Below are 15,336 nucleotides of genomic sequence, written 5' to 3' on the forward strand. Positions count from 1 at the left end.
CGAGCGCGCCGGCCCTTCCATCAATCGAGCCACACGCCGTCGAACCGGTGCCCGCCGAGCGGCGAGAACGTCAGCCCGTGTACGCGCCTGGACACCGGCAATGACACGATCGACGTCGCGATCGGCGTGAACGGCACCTGATCCTTGAACACGACCTGCGCCTGTTCGTACAGCGCCGTACGCTTCGCGACATCGCCGTTTGATCGCGCCGCGCTCACCAGCTTGTCGAAATCCTGGTTGCACCACTTCGCGAGGTTGCTGCCGTGCACCGCGTCGCAGCCGAGCAGCGTGCCGAGCCAGTTGTCGGGGTCGCCGTTGTCGCCCGACCAGCCGTACAGGATCGCGTCGTGTTGCCCGTCGTGCTTCGCGCGGCGGTTGTATTCGCCCCATTCGTAGCTGACGATCTTCGCGCGCACGCCGATCTTCGCCCAGTCCTGCTGGATCAGTTGCGCCATCAGCTGTGCGTTCGGGTTGTACGGCCGCTGCACCGGCATCGCCCACAGCGTCAGGTCGAAGCCGTTCGGGAAACCGGCCTGCGCGAGCAGCGCCTTCGCGGCGGCCGGATCGCGCGGCGCATCCTTCAGGCGCGGGTTGTACGACCATTGCGTCGGCGGCATCGGGTTCGTCGCGATCTTCGCGTCGCCGTTGAAGACGGTCTTCACGATCGCCGTCTTGTCGATCGCGATGTCGAGCGCGCGCCGCACGTCGACGCGATCGAGCGGCGCATGCTGCGTGTTGTACGCGACGAAGCCGACGTTGAAGCCCATCCCCGAAAACAGCGTCAGCTTCGGGTCGCGCCGCACCGTGTCGAGATCGGCCGGCCGCGGAAACACCGACACCTGGCACTCGCCCGCCACCAGCTTCTGCAGGCGCGCGGCCGGATCGGGCGTGATCGCGAACACGAGGCGTGCGAGCTTCACGTCGTCCGGTTTCCAGTAGTCGGGATTCGCGTCGTAGCGGATCAGCGCGTCCTTCTGGTACGTGCGCAGCAGGAACGGCCCCGTGCCGACCGGGAACTGGTTGATGTCGGCCTCGCGATGGCGCGCCGCGAGCTGCGACGCATATTCGGCCGACAGGACCGACGCGAACGCCATCGCGAGATTGCGCACGAACACGACGTCGGGCGACTTCAGCACGAAGCGCACCGTGTAGTCGTCGATCTTCTCGATACGCTCGACGTTGCGGTCGAAACCGAGATCGCTGAAGTACGGGAAGCTGACCGGGTAGGCCTTGCGGAACGGATCGTCCGGATCGAGCATCCGGCGGAACGTGAACACGACGTCGTCGGCCTGGAACGGCCGCGTCGGCTTGAACCACGCGGTCGTCTGGAACTTCACGCCGCGCCGCAAATGAAACGTGATCGTGCGCTGGTCGGGCGATACGTCCCAGCTCGTCGCGAGCGACGGTTCGAGATCGAGCGTGCCGCGCTTGAACTGCACGAGCCCGTTGTAGATCGTGTACGTGCTCGCGTCGAAATCGGTGCTCGTCGTGTGCTGGCCCGGATCGAAGCCGGCCGGGCTGCCTTCGGTGCAGTACACGAGCGTCTTGCCGGTCGGCGCGGCAAGCGCCTGCGTGGCCGCGCCGGCGAGCAACAGCGACGCGGCGATGCAGCGCAGCGCGGCAACGGCATGAGGTGCGCCACGCGCACGACGCGCGGCTGACGAAACGAAAGCGTTCTTCATGGTGGCGGAGAGAAAGGACGATGGCTGTCATGCGAATGACGACGGCCGATCTTCGCGCGCCGCCCGCCGATCGCTTACCAATAAATTCGGCGTTGCTTATCGCCGGGGATGCATCCCGCTGCCCGTGCATGAAAATGTCCACGCGAGCGCCGGGGGATGGCCCGGCAGCCTTGTCGCGCCACGCTGTCGCGCGCTGCCGATCGCCGTCAATCCGGCCCCCTGCAGACTCTCCGGAATTGGCGCATCGTATCGGCTGGCAAACGCCGGCACGGGCGCGCCGGGATCCGCCCGGCGCCGTCGCGCCGCCGATTCCTGGAGGACACACGATGTCGATCAGTCCCGATACGCCCGCTCGTCCCGTCAAATCGCCGGGCCCCGATCATCCGATCACGATCGAACCGCATCCGTCGCGCGTGGTGGTCACGGTGGCCGGCAAGGTCGTCGTCGATACGCGCCGCGCGCTGGCGTTGCGCGAATCCAGCTACCCGGCCGTGCTCTACCTCCCGCGTGAAGACGCCGACATGTCGCTGCTGCGGCGCACGGACCATTCAACCTACTGCCCGTACAAGGGCGACTGCGCGTATTACTCGATCCCGGCCGGCGGCGAACGCGCGACCAACGCCGTGTGGACGTACGAGCATCCGTATCCGGCCGTCGAAGCGATTCGCGGGCACCTCGCGTTCTATCCGGACCGCGTCGACTCGATCGAGGAAAGCGCCACCGGCACCGATTGAGCGCCGCTGATTTGCATATGCGCATTCATTGGTTGGCCGCCGGCACGCGCGGCCGTATCGTCCTGAATCCGGCGCGGGCCGGCCCGTTGCGTGCCTCGCCCGCATCCGGCCAAGTCCTGCGCCGGCCGCGCCGCCTTCGCGCGCGGCCCGTGAACCCGCTCGCAGGACGCTCCGATGAACGACACACCGCACGCAGACGTTGAAACGACACCGGCAAACCCGCGCCGCCGCCAGTGGCTGCACGGCGCGGCCGCCGGGCTGGCCGGGCTCGCGCTCGGGTCGCTCGCGGCCCGGCCGGCACTGGCCGACGGCAACGGCACGCGGCTGCGCGTCGGCTTCCAGAAATACGGCAACTTCGTCGTGCTCAAGGCGCGCGGCACGCTCGAGAAGCGTCTCGCGAGCCAGGGCGTCGCGGTGCAGTGGCTCGAATTCCCGGCCGGCCCGCAACTGCTCGAAGGGCTGAACGCCGGCGCGATCGACGTCGGCACGGTCGGCGAAACGCCGCCGATCTTCGCGCAAGCCGGCGGCGTCGATTTCGTCTATATCGGCAACGAGCCGCCCGCGCCGCAGGGCGAGGCGATCGTCGTGCTGCCCGATTCGCCGATCCGCAACGTCGCGCAACTGCGCGGCAAGAAGGTCGCGTTCAACAAGGGTTCGAACGTTCACTACCTGCTCGTGAAGGCACTCGAACATGCGGGCCTCACGTATGCCGACATCCAGCCGATCTACCTGACGCCCGCCGACGCGCGCGCCGCGTTCGTGCAGCGCAACGTCGATGCGTGGGTGATCTGGGATCCGTATCTGGCGGCCGCCGAGCGGCAACTCGGCGCACGCGTGATCGCGAACGGCGACGGGCTCGTGCGCAACACGCAGTACTACCTCGCCGCGCGCAAGTACGCGGCGGCGCAGCCGCAAGTGCTGCGCGCGCTGCTCGACGAAGTCGACGCGACCGATCGCTGGGCACGCGACCACATTCCCGAGGTTGCCACGCAACTGTCGCCGCTCGTCGGCCTCGACGCGCCGACGCTCGAAATCGCACTCAAGCGCGCCGGCTACGGCGTGCAGCCCATTACCGATGCGACGGTCGCGTATCAGCAGAACATCGCCGACGCGTTCAGCGCGCTGAAGCTGATTCCGGGCAAGCTGACGGTTGCCAGCGCGCGTTGACGCGCCACCGAAACGCGATGCGACGCGTTACGCCGCGGGCGCCGCGCCGATACGCCGCCACTCGTCGTAGTCGGTGACGAGGCCCGCTTCGTCGATCGCGATATCGGCCGCATACGTGCCGCTTTCGTAGCGATACACGTGACGCGCCGTGCGCGTATAACGCTGCTCGCCGCGCACGAGGTCGAAATCCGGAAAGCGCAGCCAGGCAGTATGGATCGCCGCCGAATCGCCGACGGCCAGCGCGAGCCGCCGGATCGGCAGCGTATTGGTCGACGGACTGAAGCCGAGATCGATATCGGTCGCGCCCGCGAGCGCCGGCGTATCGACGCCGTCGATCGTCCAGCGCCCTCTTTCGCATACGATGTCCAGCTGCTGCGGCGGCTGCGTGCCGACCCAACGTGTCACGCGCGCCGAGCGCGTGAGCCAGTCGGCACCGCATGCGATTGCGTAGTCGATGCGAAACGGCGTGCCGTCGATCGCACCCGACACCGAACCCGACAGGTCGATTCCAGTACGCGACTCGACGAGCCGGCACCATTCGGCCGCCTGCCACGTTTGCACGACCTGCCATGCGACGCATCGCGTGCGCGCGGCTTCGTCCTGTTGCGTCATGTCGCTGTCTCCTGTCAGTCGCACGGAAGCCGATTTTCGCGCACGACGCCGCTGAACGCACGCGGCTTCGGCGCACCGCCTGCCCGCCGGCGCCAGCCGGCTTCGAACCGATAATCAGTATCGGCCCAACCCGCACCGTCAGGCCGACGATGCTTTGGTACCATCCGTCGAGCGGAACACGCTCCGGCACGCGTCGTCGTTCGTCGACGACCGTCGTTTTCGGCCGGGAACCGGACCAGCAGACACAAGCAGACAACAGGCGCGATTACATGGATTTGTTGGCGACGATGCGCATCTACGTCAGGGTCGTGGAGCGCGGCACGATGTCCGGCGCGGCGCGGGATCTCGACATGGGCCAGCCGGCCGTCAGCGAACGCATCGAACGACTCGAAAAACATCTCGGCACGCGTCTGCTGCTGCGCAGTGCGCGCACGCTGACCTGCACGGAAGAAGGCCGCATCTTCTACGAGCGCAGCAAGGCGCTGCTCGATGCGGCCGAGGTGGCGGTCGCGTCGGTATCGAAGACGGAACACGCGCTCGACGGCACGATCCGGCTCGCGGCGCCGCAATGCTTCGGCGAGGTCGTACTGCCGCGCGTGCTGATGCAGGTCCGCACCGCGTATCCGGAATTGCACATCGACCTGGTACTGAACGACGACATCGTTGATCCAGTCACCGAAGGCGTCGACATTTCGATCCGGGTCGGCCAGCTCGGCGACGGCGGGTTCGTCGCGCACGCGCTCGGCGAGGTCGCCCGCGTGCTCGTCGCCGCGCCGTCGTATCTCGACCGGCACGGCCCGCTCGACACGCACGCCGATCTCGCGGCCCATCCGTTCATTCGCGTGAAGGGTGTCTTCGCCAACGAGCAGTTGCCGCTGCAACGAGACGGCGGCGCGGTCCAGCACGCGCGGATCCGGACGGTCATGACCACGAGCCACTGGCGCCCGATGTTCGACACGATCGTGGCCGGCGGCGGCATCGGCGTGGTGCAGCACCCAGCCTGCGCCGACGCGCTCGCGCGCGGCGAACTCGTCCGGCTCCTGCCGCAGTACGCGATCCCCGATTTCGCGCTCAATGCGCTCGTGCATGCGCAGCGGCCGCTGCCGCCGCGCGTGCGGGCCGTCGTCGATCTGCTGAAGCAGGCAATCCCGCCGCTGCTGACGAAGCGCCACCGGTAACGGCCACAGCCACCGGCCGTCACCGATGGCCGCCCGCCGTCACGCCTGCAGCGACTTCCCCGGCTCCTTCACGTGCGCGTCGACTTCCATCTGGTAGAAGCGCGCGCTGACGAAACCGAACAGCGTCCAGCCCAGGAACACGCACAGGCCGCCGAGCATCAGCGCCTGTTCGCCCGAGCTGAACAGCGCATAGAAGCTGTACGCGGTGGCCACCATCGCGATCACATTCGTCAAGAGCGCCTTGGCCGGCGGCACCTTCGCGACCTTCTGGATCGTGATCAGCGCGGCCATCGACATCACGTAGGGCACGAGGTTCGTGACGACCGCGAGATCGACGATCTTCTGGAACTGGCTGCTCAATTCCGGGCTGATCGTCATCAGCGCCAGCGCGACCTGCGCGACGAGCAGGATCACCATGCCGACGATCGGCGTGCCCGTGCGCGTCGCGCGCGCGAACACCGGCAGGAAGTAGCCGACGTCCGCCGAGCTCTTGAACACCTGCGCGACCGTGAACTGCCAGCCGAGCAGCGAACCGATGCACGCGATCACCATCAGCGCGGTGACGATCGTGCCGACCGTCGGCGTGAACATCGTCGCGAACGCGATGCCGAACGGCGCATTCGACGCTGCAAGAATCGCGTTGGGCACGATCCCCGCGATCACGTTGGTCGACACGATGTAGAAAATCGCCGACGCAATCGTGCCGCCGAGCACGGCGATCGGCACGTTGCGCTCCGGATTCTCCACCGCATCCGAGTTCGCGCACGCCGATTCGAGTCCGAGGAATGCCCACAGCGTCACTGCGATCGAGCCGCCGACGGCCGGCCCGAACGGCAGGTTGTGCGGATTCCACGCGGCGCCCCAGGTCGCGCCGCTGAACCAGAACCAGCCGATCAGCGACACGATGACGACCGGAATGATCACGCCCCACACCGTCACCGCGCCGATCCGGCCGGTGATGCGCGAGCCGCCGAAATTCGCGACCGTCGTGAGCACGAGCAGGAAGATGGTCCAGAGGCCCGTCTGCAGCGGCGTCAGCGTCGCGTCGAACAGCACCGTGCCGTAGCCGACCGCCGTGACGCCGATCGCGACGTTGGCGATCACGAGCGACAGCCCGTACGTGTAGTTCGCCATGTAGTTGCCGGCCTTGCCGAACGCGTATTCCGCGTAGCCGCCCATCCCGCCCGGCTTGCGGCTCAGCATCCCGCAACGCGCGAACGCGTAGGCCAGCGCAAGCGAGCCGCCGGCCGTGACGATCCACGACAGCAGCGAGATCGTGCCCACCTGCGCGAGCTTCGACGGCAGCAGGATGATGCCGGAGCCCATCATGTTGACCGCCGTGAGGATGGTCAGCTGCCAGACATTCATCCGGTTCTTCGGCGTGGCCGCCGGGGCCGCGTCGGATAGGTGCGCTGCGTTTTCCATGATGTCGATCCTTCGATGTGAGGCCGCCGCGCGGCCGGTCGCTCGTTCGTCCGGTCAGGCGCTCAGGCAGTACACGCGGTACGTGCCGTCCTCGACTTCCACGCCGTGCGTGTCGTGCGCGAAGCCCGGGAAGCGCCGGTCGTACGCTTCGAGCGCCAACAGGTAACCGAGCACCGGGCCGCCGGCCGGCCCCGCGTTCTCGCCCGGCATCAGCAGCGGAATGCCCGGCGGATACGGCACGACGCCGGTGGCGACCGTGCGCCCGGCCAGTTCGTCGAGCGTGACCTGCTCGACGCGGCCCTGCACGAGATGCTCGTACGCGCGCACCGGGCTCATCTCCGGCGTCGGCAGGATCGAGAATGCCTCGGACATCAGCCGCGTCGTGCCGAGCTGCTCCATCGCCGCGAACATCGTGTCGGCCAAGTCCTTCAGCCCCATGCCCGCATAACGCGAACCATGCTCCTTCGCGAGCGACGGAATCGCGAGATCGAGCGGCAGGTTCGCGTCGTAGTCGCGCTTGAAGTCGCACAGCGCGCTGACGAGCGAGCCCCACTTGCCCTTCGTGATGCCGATCGAGAACAGGAACAGGATCGTGAAATCGGTCGTCTTCTCGACGACGATCCCGCGCGCATCGAGATACGCGGTCACGACGCTCGCCGGGATGCCGACCGGCATCAGGCCGCCGGCCGGCGCGACGCCCGGCGTGACGATCGACACCTTGATCGGATCGAGCATGCAGTAGCCGTCCTCGATATTGCCGAAGCCGTGCCATTGCGCACCCGGGCGCAGCACCCAGCACGACGGGTCGCTCGCGAGCAGCTCGGGCGGCGCATCATGGAACGGCAGCGTGCGGCCCGTACGCGCCTCGAGCACGGTGTCGGGCTGCCAGCATTCGAAGAACCAGTCGCCCTTCGCGCCGAACTCGCTGCTCATCCGCGCAATCATCTGCCGGAACGCGACGGCCTCCTCGATCGACTCGTGCGTCAGTGCCGCGCCGCCGGGGCCGTCCATCATCGCGGCCGCGACGTCGTTCGACGCGATGATCGCGTAGTTCGGCGACGTCGACGCATGCATCATGAATGTTTCGTTGAACTGGCCATGCGGAATCGGATTGCGGCCGTCGCGCACGTGGATGTACGACGCCTGCGACAACGCGGTCAGCAGCTTGTGCGTCGACTGCGTCGCGAACACCGTCGGCCGGTCCGCACGATGGTCGCGCGGGTCGCCGTGCATCGCATGGCGGTCGCGGTAGATCGGATTGAAACGCGCGTAGCCGTACCACGCTTCGTCGAAATGCAGGCGATCGACGCTCGCGCCGAGCAGCTCCTCGACGCGCGCGACGTTGTAGCACAGGCCGTCGTAAGTCGAGTTCGTGACGATCGCGTGCTTCGGCTGGCGATCGGCGAGCCCGGCCGTGAGCGGGTTCGACGCGATCGCCTCGCGGATCGCCGCCTGCGTGAGGCGCTCGGACGCGATCGGCCCGATGATCCCGTAGCGGTTGCGCGTAGGCACGAGGTAGGTCGGGATCGCGCCCGACATCGTCATCGCATGCTCGGCCGACTTGTGACAGTTGCGATCGCACAGCGCGATCTGGTCGCGGCTCACGCTCGCCATCAGGATGATCCGGTTCGACGTCGACGAGCCGTTCGTCACGTGATACGTGCGGTGCGCGCCGAACACGCGCGCCGCGTAGCGCTCGCTTTCGCCGATCGGGCCCGAGTGGTCGAGCAGCGAGCCGAGCTCGCCGACCGAGATCGACAGGTCGGAGCGGAACAGCGCTTCGCCGAAGTATTCGAAGAACGCGCGGCCGACCGGCGACTTCAAAAAGCCCGTGCCGCCCGTGTGACCGGGCGTATGCCACGAGTATTCGTAGACACGCGAGAACTTCGCGAGCGCGCCGAACATCGGTGGCAGCACGGTCGCGCGATAGCGTTCGATCGCCGCGTGGATGCGCCCGCCGATGAAGTCGGCCGTATCCTCGAGCAGCCACACGAAATCGTCGACCTTGCCCATCACCGTGGCCGGCACTGTCGACGCGACGCTGCGGTCGGCCAGCAGGAAGATCGGCACGTTGGCATTGCGCTGCCGGATCGCGTCGACCACGGCCTCGGACGGCCCGTGGCCGTCCACGCCGAGATCCCAGTCGAGCAGCACGCACTGGATCGACGGATCGGAGCGGATCGATACGATCGCATCGTCGGCGGAGGTCGCCGTGAGCACGTCGATGTCGCGCTGCACGAGCTCCGCGCTCAGCGTGCGGACCGCGCGCCCCGTTGCCGTTTCCTGCGTGATCTCGTCGTCGACCAGCAGCGCGCGCATGCCGAGACGACGAATGCCACCGACGGACGTATTCATGATGTTGCCCTCGTGTTCCGTTGCTTCGATTGGTATTTTTCGCCTCACGCCCACGCAGCCAGCCTGCCGCGTTCAGCAGCATGAGACGTTCTCGATTCCGGTTTGATTCAGCAGCCAATTCGCAGCCGACTATGCCATAGACGACTTTCAATGAAAAGCCGACGATTCGGCGAAACCGTCGGTCGCTTTCAAAGCGGACTTCATGATTTGATCATTTTCATGTGCACCGCAGCATTTAAATTCGAGATAGCTTGATCATTCGCATCCTGCAATGACACTGTCATTTCCAGTCGATTGAATTCACCGGGTTTTGTTGCTAGGATCGGCTGCGCCGTGCGCTGACCGGCGGCGGCTTCACCCCGCCGCACAAGGCCAGCTGGCGCGGAGCGCATTCGGCATTCAGCATTCGCGGGAGCATTTGAATCGGCTGCGGCGCATGCCGGATTACGCATGGATTGCGTACCGGCGCGAATGCCGCGCCCGCTTCCGCACATTTTCGGGAGAATTCGCGTGAGCCTGTTGAAAATCGCAGTCGAGCCGGCGCTGATTGGCGCCTTCCTCACCACGCACGAACAGGTCGACGTATTTCAGACCGATTTCACGAATATCGCGGCAATCGTCGTCGGAATCGATGCGGCACAGAAAGTCCAGAAAACCGTCGAAAGAACCGGCTTCGCGATTCCGTTCTTCGTCGCGGTCGAGCCCGATCAGGAAGTGCCGCAGTCGGTCCTGCCGGGCGCGAGCGGCGTAATCCAGCTCGGGCACGGCGGCCGCCACTACTACGGCCGGCAGATTTCCGCCGCCGCCGACATCTACAGCGAAAACCTGCTGCCGCCGTTCTTCAAGGTCATGCGCGACTACGTGCAGCGCGGCTACGTCGAGTTCGACTGCCCCGGCCACCAGGGCGGCCAGTTCTTCTCGAATCATCCGCTCGGCCGGATGTTCTTCGACTTCTTCGGCGAGACGATCTTTCGCGCCGACCTCTGCAACGCGGACGTCCGGCTCGGCGATCTGCTGATCCACGAAGGCCCCGCGCTGGAAGCGCAGCGCAACGCCGCGCGGATCTACAACGCGGACAAGACCTACTTCGTGCTGAACGGCACGTCGACGTCGAACAAGGTCGTCACGAGCGCATTGCTCGCGCCCGGCGATCTCGTGCTGTTCGACCGCAACAACCACAAGTCGGTGCACCTCGGTGCGCTCGTGCTGTCCGGCGCGCGGCCGGTCTACCTCGAGACCGCGCGCAACGCGTGGGGCCTCATCGGCGGCGTCGACAGCGCGGCGCTCGACGAAGCGCGCATCCGCGACGCGATCCGCGACGTCGCGCCCGAGCGCGCCGACCTGCCGCGCCCGTTCCGGCTCGCGGTGATCCAGCTCGGCACCTACGACGGCACGATCTACAACGCGCGCGAGATCGTCGACCGGATCGGGCATCTGTGCGACTACATCCTGTTCGATTCGGCGTGGGTCGGCTACGAGCAGTTCATCCCGATGATGCAGGACTGCTCGCCGCTGATGCTGACGCTCGGCCCCGACGATCCCGGCATCCTCGTCACGCAGTCGGTGCACAAGCAGCAGGCCGGCTTCTCGCAGACGTCGCAGATCCACAAGAAGGACAGCCACATCGAAGGCCAGAAGCGTTTCTGCGATCACCGGCGCTTCAACAACGCGTACATGATCCATGCGTCGACGAGCCCGTTCTACCCGATGTTCGCGGCGCTCGACGTCAACGCGCAGATGCATGCGGGCCCGGCCGGCAAGCGCCTGTGGCGCGACTGCGTCGCGCACGGCGTCGATGCGCGCAAGCTGCTGCTGAAGACCTGCCGGCAGATCCGCCCGTTCGTTCCGCAACATGTCGACGGCCGCCCGTGGGCCGACTACCCGACCGAGCAGATCGTCGACGACCTGCGCTTCTTCCGCTTCCATCCGGCCGACAGCTGGCACGGTTTCGAAGGCTATGCGGACAACCAGTATTTCGTCGATCCGTGCAAGCTGCTGCTGACGACACCGGGCATCGATCGCGACACGCACGAGTACGCGCCGTTCGGCGCGCCGGCGCCGATCCTCGCCCGCTACCTGCGCGAGCACGGCGTCGTGCCCGAGAAAGCCGACCTGTACACGATCCTGTTCCTGCTCACGCCGTCGGAGAGCTTCGGCAAGCTGCAGCATCTGGTCGCGCACCTCGCGCAGTTCGAACGCCATCTCGACCAGGACACGCCGCTGCGCGAAGCGATTCCGTCGCTGTGCGAAGCGTATCCGGAGTTGTACGGCACCATGCGCCTGCGGCAGTTGTGCCAGCGGATGCACGATTTCTACCGCAGCCACGACATGAAGCACCTGCAGAAGCAGATGTTCCGGCGTGCGCAGTTCCCGAAGCAGGCGATGCTGCCGCAAGCCGCGAATACCGAGCTGATCCGCAACAACGTCGAGCTCGTCACACTCGATCGCATCGAAGGCCGGATCGCAACCGAAGGTGCGCTGCCCTATCCGCCCGGCATTTTCTGCGTGGTGCCCGGCGAAGCCTGGGGCGGCCCGGCGCTCGACTATTTCCGCGCGCTCGAAGCCGGGATCAACGCGCTGCCGGGCTTCGAACCGGAGATCCAGGGCGTCTACCTGCAGACGAAGCCGGACGGCACGAAGCAGGCATCGGCGTACGTGGTGGCAGCCGGCGCCGACGCATCGCGCGCCTGATCGCGCCGGTGCCCGGCCCGTGCAGCGCTTGCGCACGGGCCGGCCCTGCGGTACCGTCCAGCTTTCCGGGATAACCGAAGCCTCGCCTCGAAACCCATCCGTCGATTCGATCCGATGCGGCCCCGCCCTTGTCCGGTGCCGTCGCGTCGGGCGTACAGGAGGGGGTTGCGTTGGACGTTCGCGTGTACCTGCTGGCCGCCGCCGTATTCCTGGCCGGCGTCGCCGAAAACATCTGCGTCGGCATCCTGCCGGCCATCTCCACCGGCCTTCATGTGTCGATCGCGGCCGCCGGCCAGCTCACCACGATTTTCTCCGCCGTGTTCGCACTGGCCGCGCTCGTCGCGGCCGCCTGCGTCGCGCGGATCGAGCGGCGCACCGCGCTGCTCGCGTCGCTCGGCGCGTTCGCGGCCGCGAACCTGTTCGCCGCGGCGAGCCCCGGTTATGCGAGCCTGTTCGCCGCGCGCGTGCTGATGGCCGCGAGCTGCGCGACGCTGATCCTCGTCGCGACGCGGTTCGCGGCCGAACTCGCGCCGGCTTCGCAACGCGGCCGCGCGATCGGCATCGTGTTCATGGGGATCAGCGCGTCGCTCGTGCTCGGCGTGCCGATCGGGATGCGGATCGCCGAATGGGCCGGCTGGCGCGCGGTGTTCGTAGCGATCGCCGTGCCCGCGCTGCCGCTCGGGATCTGGCTCGGCCGGCGGCTGCCGCGCATGGCGCCGGCTGCTGCTGCCGCTGCGCCGGCCACGCCGTCGTATCGCGCCGTGCTCGCGCGCCCGCGACTGCTGGCCGCGCAACTCGTCTCCATCGCGATGATCGGCGGGCACTTCACGCTGTTCGCGTATCTCACGCCGTACCTGCAGGCCGTGCTGTCGCCCGGCGCGGCCGCGCTAGAAGGGTTGTACGTCGCGTTCGGGATCGCCGGCGTGACCGGCGCGTGGCTCGGCGGGATGTTCTCGGACCGGCTCGGCGCCTCCCGTGCGCTGTGCGCGTGCCCGGCCGTGTTTCTTGTTGCGATGGCCGTCTTGCCGGCGGCCGGCGCGTCGCCGCTCGCGTTCGTGCCCGCGATGATGCTGTGGGGCGGCATCAGCTGGTCGATCTCGCCGATCGTGCAGAACTACCTGATCCATACCGCGCCGTCGCTGGCCGACGCGAGCGTCGGCATCAACGTGTCGGCCATGCACGCGGGCGTCGCGCTCGGTTCGGCGCTCGGCGGCGTGCTGGTCGAACGCGATGCGCTGCGCGTCACGCCATGGGCCGGATGCCTGCTCGTGGCCGTCGCGCTGGCGTGCGCATGCATCGCGGCATGGCCCGCTCGGCAGGCCGCGCGCGCATCGTGACGGGCGGCGTGGTGCGCTCGCCGGCCTCGCGCACGACGTGTATCATCGCCGCCATCATGCCCATCCGCTCCCTTCGTCCGCTCCTGATCGCCGCGTCACTCGCCGTCTCCGTCGCCGCGCATGCGCAGCAGGTCGGCGTGATTGCCGACGGCGTCTACTACACGCCGAACACGCACCTCGCGGCAGGCACGTCGCTGCAGGTGCTGCCGGACGACGACAAGGGCATCCCGCGCTGCTGCGCGACGATCACCGGGCCTGCCGGCAAGCCCGGCAAGCCCGGCAACCAGATTCTCGACGCGCTGCACGACGACCGCACGATCGCCGCGTACGCGCTATCGCTACCGAAGTCGGTGGCGGCGGACACGCGCGGCTTCGGCGTGGTCGGCACCGCGCGCTTCGTGCAACAGGGCACCCGCCCGGAAGCCGTGCTCGACGGCGGGCTGCAGCTCGCGTTCTCGACCTGCACGTCGGTGGAAGGCACGCATTACCTGGGACGCAAGGTCGGCACCAACAAGTTGCTCGTGCATCTGTATCAGTACTTCGACGGCGAGCTCGAGCCGACCTGCAAGGATCGCGACCTGAAATAACGGCACCCGGCCGGCGGCATCGCGCCGCGGCCCATCGACCGCTCACACCGGCCGCATCACCACGCGTGCCGATAGATCGCCAGTGCGTCGGCTTCCGTCACCTCGCGCGGATTGTTCACGAGCAGGCGCGTCTGCAGCATCGCGTCCGACGCCATCCTCGGCAGATCGCCCTCCCCGATCCCGACCTCGCGCAGCGTGCGCGGGATGCCCGTCGCGACGATCAGCCGGTCGATCTCGTCGATCAGCGCATGCGTCCTCGCTTCGTCGCTGCCCGTCGCCTGCGGCGCGACGATCGCCGCGAGTTCCGCATACAGCGGCGCGGCGGCCGGCGCGTTGAAGCGCAGCACGTGCGGCAGCACGAGTGCATTCGACAGTCCGTGCGGCACGTGGAAGATCCCGCCGACCGGATAGGCCAGCGCATGCACGGCCGCGACCGGCGCGTTCGCGAACGCCTGCCCCGCGAACATCGCGCCGACCAGCATCGCCTCGCGCGCGGATCGGTTGCTACCGTCGTCGCACGCAGCGAGCAGGTTGCGCGACAACAGCGTCAGCGCGTGCACGGCCAGCATGTCGGACACCGGATTCTTCAGCCGCGCGGACGTATAGGCCTCGATCGCATGCACCATCGCGTCGATGCCCGTCGCGGCCGTCGCCGCGCGCGGCAGGCCGAGCGTCAGCTCGGCGTCGAGGATCGCGACATCCGCGAACAGGTACGGCGACACGACGCCCATCTTGCGCGCCTCGCCGACCGTGACGATCGACACGGCCGTGACCTCCGAGCCCGTGCCGGCCGTCGTCGGCATCTGCACGAGCGGCAGCCGCGCACTCGCGACCTTGTCGACGCCGTACATGTCGGCCAGCGCCTGCTGCCCCGGCGCGAGCACCGCGATCAGCTTCGCGACGTCCATCGACGAACCGCCGCCCAGGCCGAGCACGAGCTCGGCATCGGCCGCGACGGCCCGCTCGGTCGCTTCGAGCACCACGTGCTCGGGCGGATCGGCGATCACGTCGTCGATCACGGTCACCTGCCAGCCGTGCGCGGCGAGGCTCTCCAGCGCGGGCGCGAGCACGCCGCTGCGATGCAGGAACGCATCGGTGACGACGCACAGCCGCGCGAGCGCCGGAAAACGTTCGCGCAACAACGCGCCGAGCCGGCGCGCGGCGCCGAATTCGACGATCTGCGTCGGAACGGTACGGAATTGAAACGGATTCATCGGGTGCCTCCCGGTGGCGTCGCCGTGCCGGTGTCCGGCTGCACCATGTAGCGCGACACGTCGCGGCGATCGAGCAACGGAATAATCGCCCCGATCCCGATCCGCTGGAAATGCGGCGTTTCCCGATGCACATCGAGGCCGTCCGCGTCGCGGTAACGCTCGAGGATCACGATGTGGTCGGGGTCCGCCGGCGACCGGAAATACGCGTAGTCGAGATTCTTCGGCTCGGCGCGCGTCGCCGGCGCGAGTTCGGCGAGCAGTTCGACCACGCGATCGCCGTTGCCGGGCTTCGCGAAGTAATGCGCGATGACCTGCAGGTAAGGTTCGTTCATGCTGCGCTCCTGGTTCGACCGG

Annotated in this window: 13 protein-coding genes; 6 read left to right on the forward strand and 7 right to left on the reverse strand. The window is 67.6% G+C overall.

Annotated features, from left to right (window positions below):
- Positions 1 to 20: 20 nt before the first annotated feature.
- Complete coding sequence (locus VL15_RS30380) at positions 21 to 1,682, reverse strand: ABC transporter substrate-binding protein (protein WP_053077739.1); 1,662 nt, start codon at positions 1,680 to 1,682, stop codon at positions 21 to 23.
- A gap of 326 nt (positions 1,683 to 2,008) precedes the next feature.
- Here VL15_RS30380 and VL15_RS30385 point away from each other — a divergent pair, with 326 nt between their 5' ends.
- Both VL15_RS30385 and VL15_RS30390 read left to right on the forward strand, forming a co-directional pair.
- The gene (locus tag VL15_RS30385) at positions 2,009 to 2,416 is read left to right on the forward strand and encodes a DUF427 domain-containing protein (RefSeq protein ID WP_048250412.1); all 408 of its coding nucleotides are present in this window, start codon (positions 2,009 to 2,011) and stop codon (positions 2,414 to 2,416) included.
- Between the two features lie 174 nt (positions 2,417 to 2,590).
- Entirely contained in the window at positions 2,591 to 3,583 is a 993-nt protein-coding gene (locus VL15_RS30390; protein WP_048250413.1) for a sulfonate ABC transporter substrate-binding protein, read from the forward strand.
- 27 nt (positions 3,584 to 3,610) lie between these two features.
- On the opposite strand, the gene VL15_RS30395 is transcribed toward VL15_RS30390, so the two are convergent.
- Complete coding sequence (locus VL15_RS30395) at positions 3,611 to 4,195, reverse strand: putative glycolipid-binding domain-containing protein (RefSeq protein WP_048250414.1); 585 nt, start codon at positions 4,193 to 4,195, stop codon at positions 3,611 to 3,613.
- 269 nt (positions 4,196 to 4,464) lie between these two features.
- Here VL15_RS30395 and VL15_RS30400 point away from each other — a divergent pair, with 269 nt between their 5' ends.
- Positions 4,465 to 5,373 carry a LysR family transcriptional regulator gene (locus VL15_RS30400; protein ID WP_048250415.1) on the forward strand — a complete coding sequence of 303 codons (909 nt, stop codon included), beginning with the start codon at positions 4,465 to 4,467 and terminating at the stop codon, positions 5,371 to 5,373.
- 39 nt (positions 5,374 to 5,412) lie between these two features.
- Here the strand turns inward: VL15_RS30400 and potE are convergent, their stop codons facing one another.
- From potE to VL15_RS40855, 3 genes are all read right to left on the reverse strand, one after another.
- Entirely contained in the window at positions 5,413 to 6,798 is a 1,386-nt protein-coding gene (gene potE, locus VL15_RS30405) for a putrescine-ornithine antiporter (protein ID WP_048250416.1), read from the reverse strand.
- A gap of 54 nt (positions 6,799 to 6,852) precedes the next feature.
- Positions 6,853 to 9,153 carry an Orn/Lys/Arg decarboxylase N-terminal domain-containing protein gene (locus VL15_RS30410; protein WP_048250417.1) on the reverse strand — a complete coding sequence of 767 codons (2,301 nt, stop codon included), beginning with the start codon at positions 9,151 to 9,153 and terminating at the stop codon, positions 6,853 to 6,855.
- 200 nt (positions 9,154 to 9,353) lie between these two features.
- Positions 9,354 to 9,605 (reverse strand): hypothetical protein, encoded by a 252-nt coding sequence (locus tag VL15_RS40855; protein ID WP_080971003.1) that lies wholly within the window; start codon positions 9,603 to 9,605, stop codon positions 9,354 to 9,356.
- Positions 9,606 to 9,663: 58 nt separating this feature from the next.
- Here VL15_RS40855 and VL15_RS30415 point away from each other — a divergent pair, with 58 nt between their 5' ends.
- The 3 genes from VL15_RS30415 (at position 9,664) to VL15_RS30425 (ending at position 13,768) form a co-directional block, all read left to right on the forward strand.
- A complete protein-coding gene (locus tag VL15_RS30415) occupies positions 9,664 to 11,844 on the forward strand; it encodes an ornithine decarboxylase (protein WP_155420323.1) in 2,181 nt (726 codons plus the stop codon).
- Positions 11,845 to 12,014: 170 nt separating this feature from the next.
- Positions 12,015 to 13,181 carry an MFS transporter gene (locus tag VL15_RS30420; RefSeq protein WP_048250420.1) on the forward strand — a complete coding sequence of 389 codons (1,167 nt, stop codon included), beginning with the start codon at positions 12,015 to 12,017 and terminating at the stop codon, positions 13,179 to 13,181.
- Positions 13,148 to 13,768 (forward strand): hypothetical protein, encoded by a 621-nt coding sequence (locus tag VL15_RS30425; RefSeq protein ID WP_230684562.1) that lies wholly within the window; start codon positions 13,148 to 13,150, stop codon positions 13,766 to 13,768. The genes VL15_RS30420 and VL15_RS30425 overlap by 34 nt, the downstream gene beginning before the upstream one ends.
- 56 nt (positions 13,769 to 13,824) lie before the next feature.
- On the opposite strand, the gene VL15_RS30430 is transcribed toward VL15_RS30425, so the two are convergent.
- The gene (locus VL15_RS30430) at positions 13,825 to 14,982 is read right to left on the reverse strand and encodes an iron-containing alcohol dehydrogenase (RefSeq protein ID WP_048250421.1); all 1,158 of its coding nucleotides are present in this window, start codon (positions 14,980 to 14,982) and stop codon (positions 13,825 to 13,827) included.
- The gene (locus VL15_RS30435) at positions 14,979 to 15,314 is read right to left on the reverse strand and encodes a putative quinol monooxygenase (protein WP_048250422.1); all 336 of its coding nucleotides are present in this window, start codon (positions 15,312 to 15,314) and stop codon (positions 14,979 to 14,981) included. The genes VL15_RS30430 and VL15_RS30435 overlap by 4 nt, the downstream gene beginning before the upstream one ends.
- Positions 15,315 to 15,336 lie beyond the last annotated feature (22 nt).

The organism is Burkholderia cepacia, from assembly GCF_001039005.1.
In the GTDB taxonomy this organism is placed as follows: Bacteria; Pseudomonadota; Gammaproteobacteria; order Burkholderiales; family Burkholderiaceae; genus Burkholderia; species Burkholderia theae.

Bases quoted from the DNA above. Each gene is read 5' to 3' on its own strand.
- VL15_RS40855 (WP_080971003.1), bottom strand. From the start codon at position 9,605: ATGCGTAATCCGGCATGCGCCGCAGCCGATTCAAATGCTCCCGCGAAT.
- VL15_RS30385 (WP_048250412.1), top strand. From the start codon at position 2,009: ATGTCGATCAGTCCCGATACGCCCGCTCGTCCCGTCAAATCGCCGGGC.
- VL15_RS30395 (WP_048250414.1), bottom strand. From the start codon at position 4,195: ATGACGCAACAGGACGAAGCCGCGCGCACGCGATGCGTCGCATGGCAG.
- VL15_RS30390 (WP_048250413.1), top strand. From the start codon at position 2,591: ATGAACGACACACCGCACGCAGACGTTGAAACGACACCGGCAAACCCG.
- VL15_RS30425 (WP_230684562.1), top strand. From the start codon at position 13,148: ATGGCCCGCTCGGCAGGCCGCGCGCGCATCGTGACGGGCGGCGTGGTG.
- VL15_RS30410 (WP_048250417.1), bottom strand. From the start codon at position 9,153: ATGAATACGTCCGTCGGTGGCATTCGTCGTCTCGGCATGCGCGCGCTG.
- VL15_RS30435 (WP_048250422.1), bottom strand. From the start codon at position 15,314: ATGAACGAACCTTACCTGCAGGTCATCGCGCATTACTTCGCGAAGCCC.
- VL15_RS30400 (WP_048250415.1), top strand. From the start codon at position 4,465: ATGGATTTGTTGGCGACGATGCGCATCTACGTCAGGGTCGTGGAGCGC.
- potE (WP_048250416.1), bottom strand. From the start codon at position 6,798: ATGGAAAACGCAGCGCACCTATCCGACGCGGCCCCGGCGGCCACGCCG.
- VL15_RS30380 (WP_053077739.1), bottom strand. From the start codon at position 1,682: ATGAAGAACGCTTTCGTTTCGTCAGCCGCGCGTCGTGCGCGTGGCGCA.
- VL15_RS30430 (WP_048250421.1), bottom strand. From the start codon at position 14,982: ATGAATCCGTTTCAATTCCGTACCGTTCCGACGCAGATCGTCGAATTC.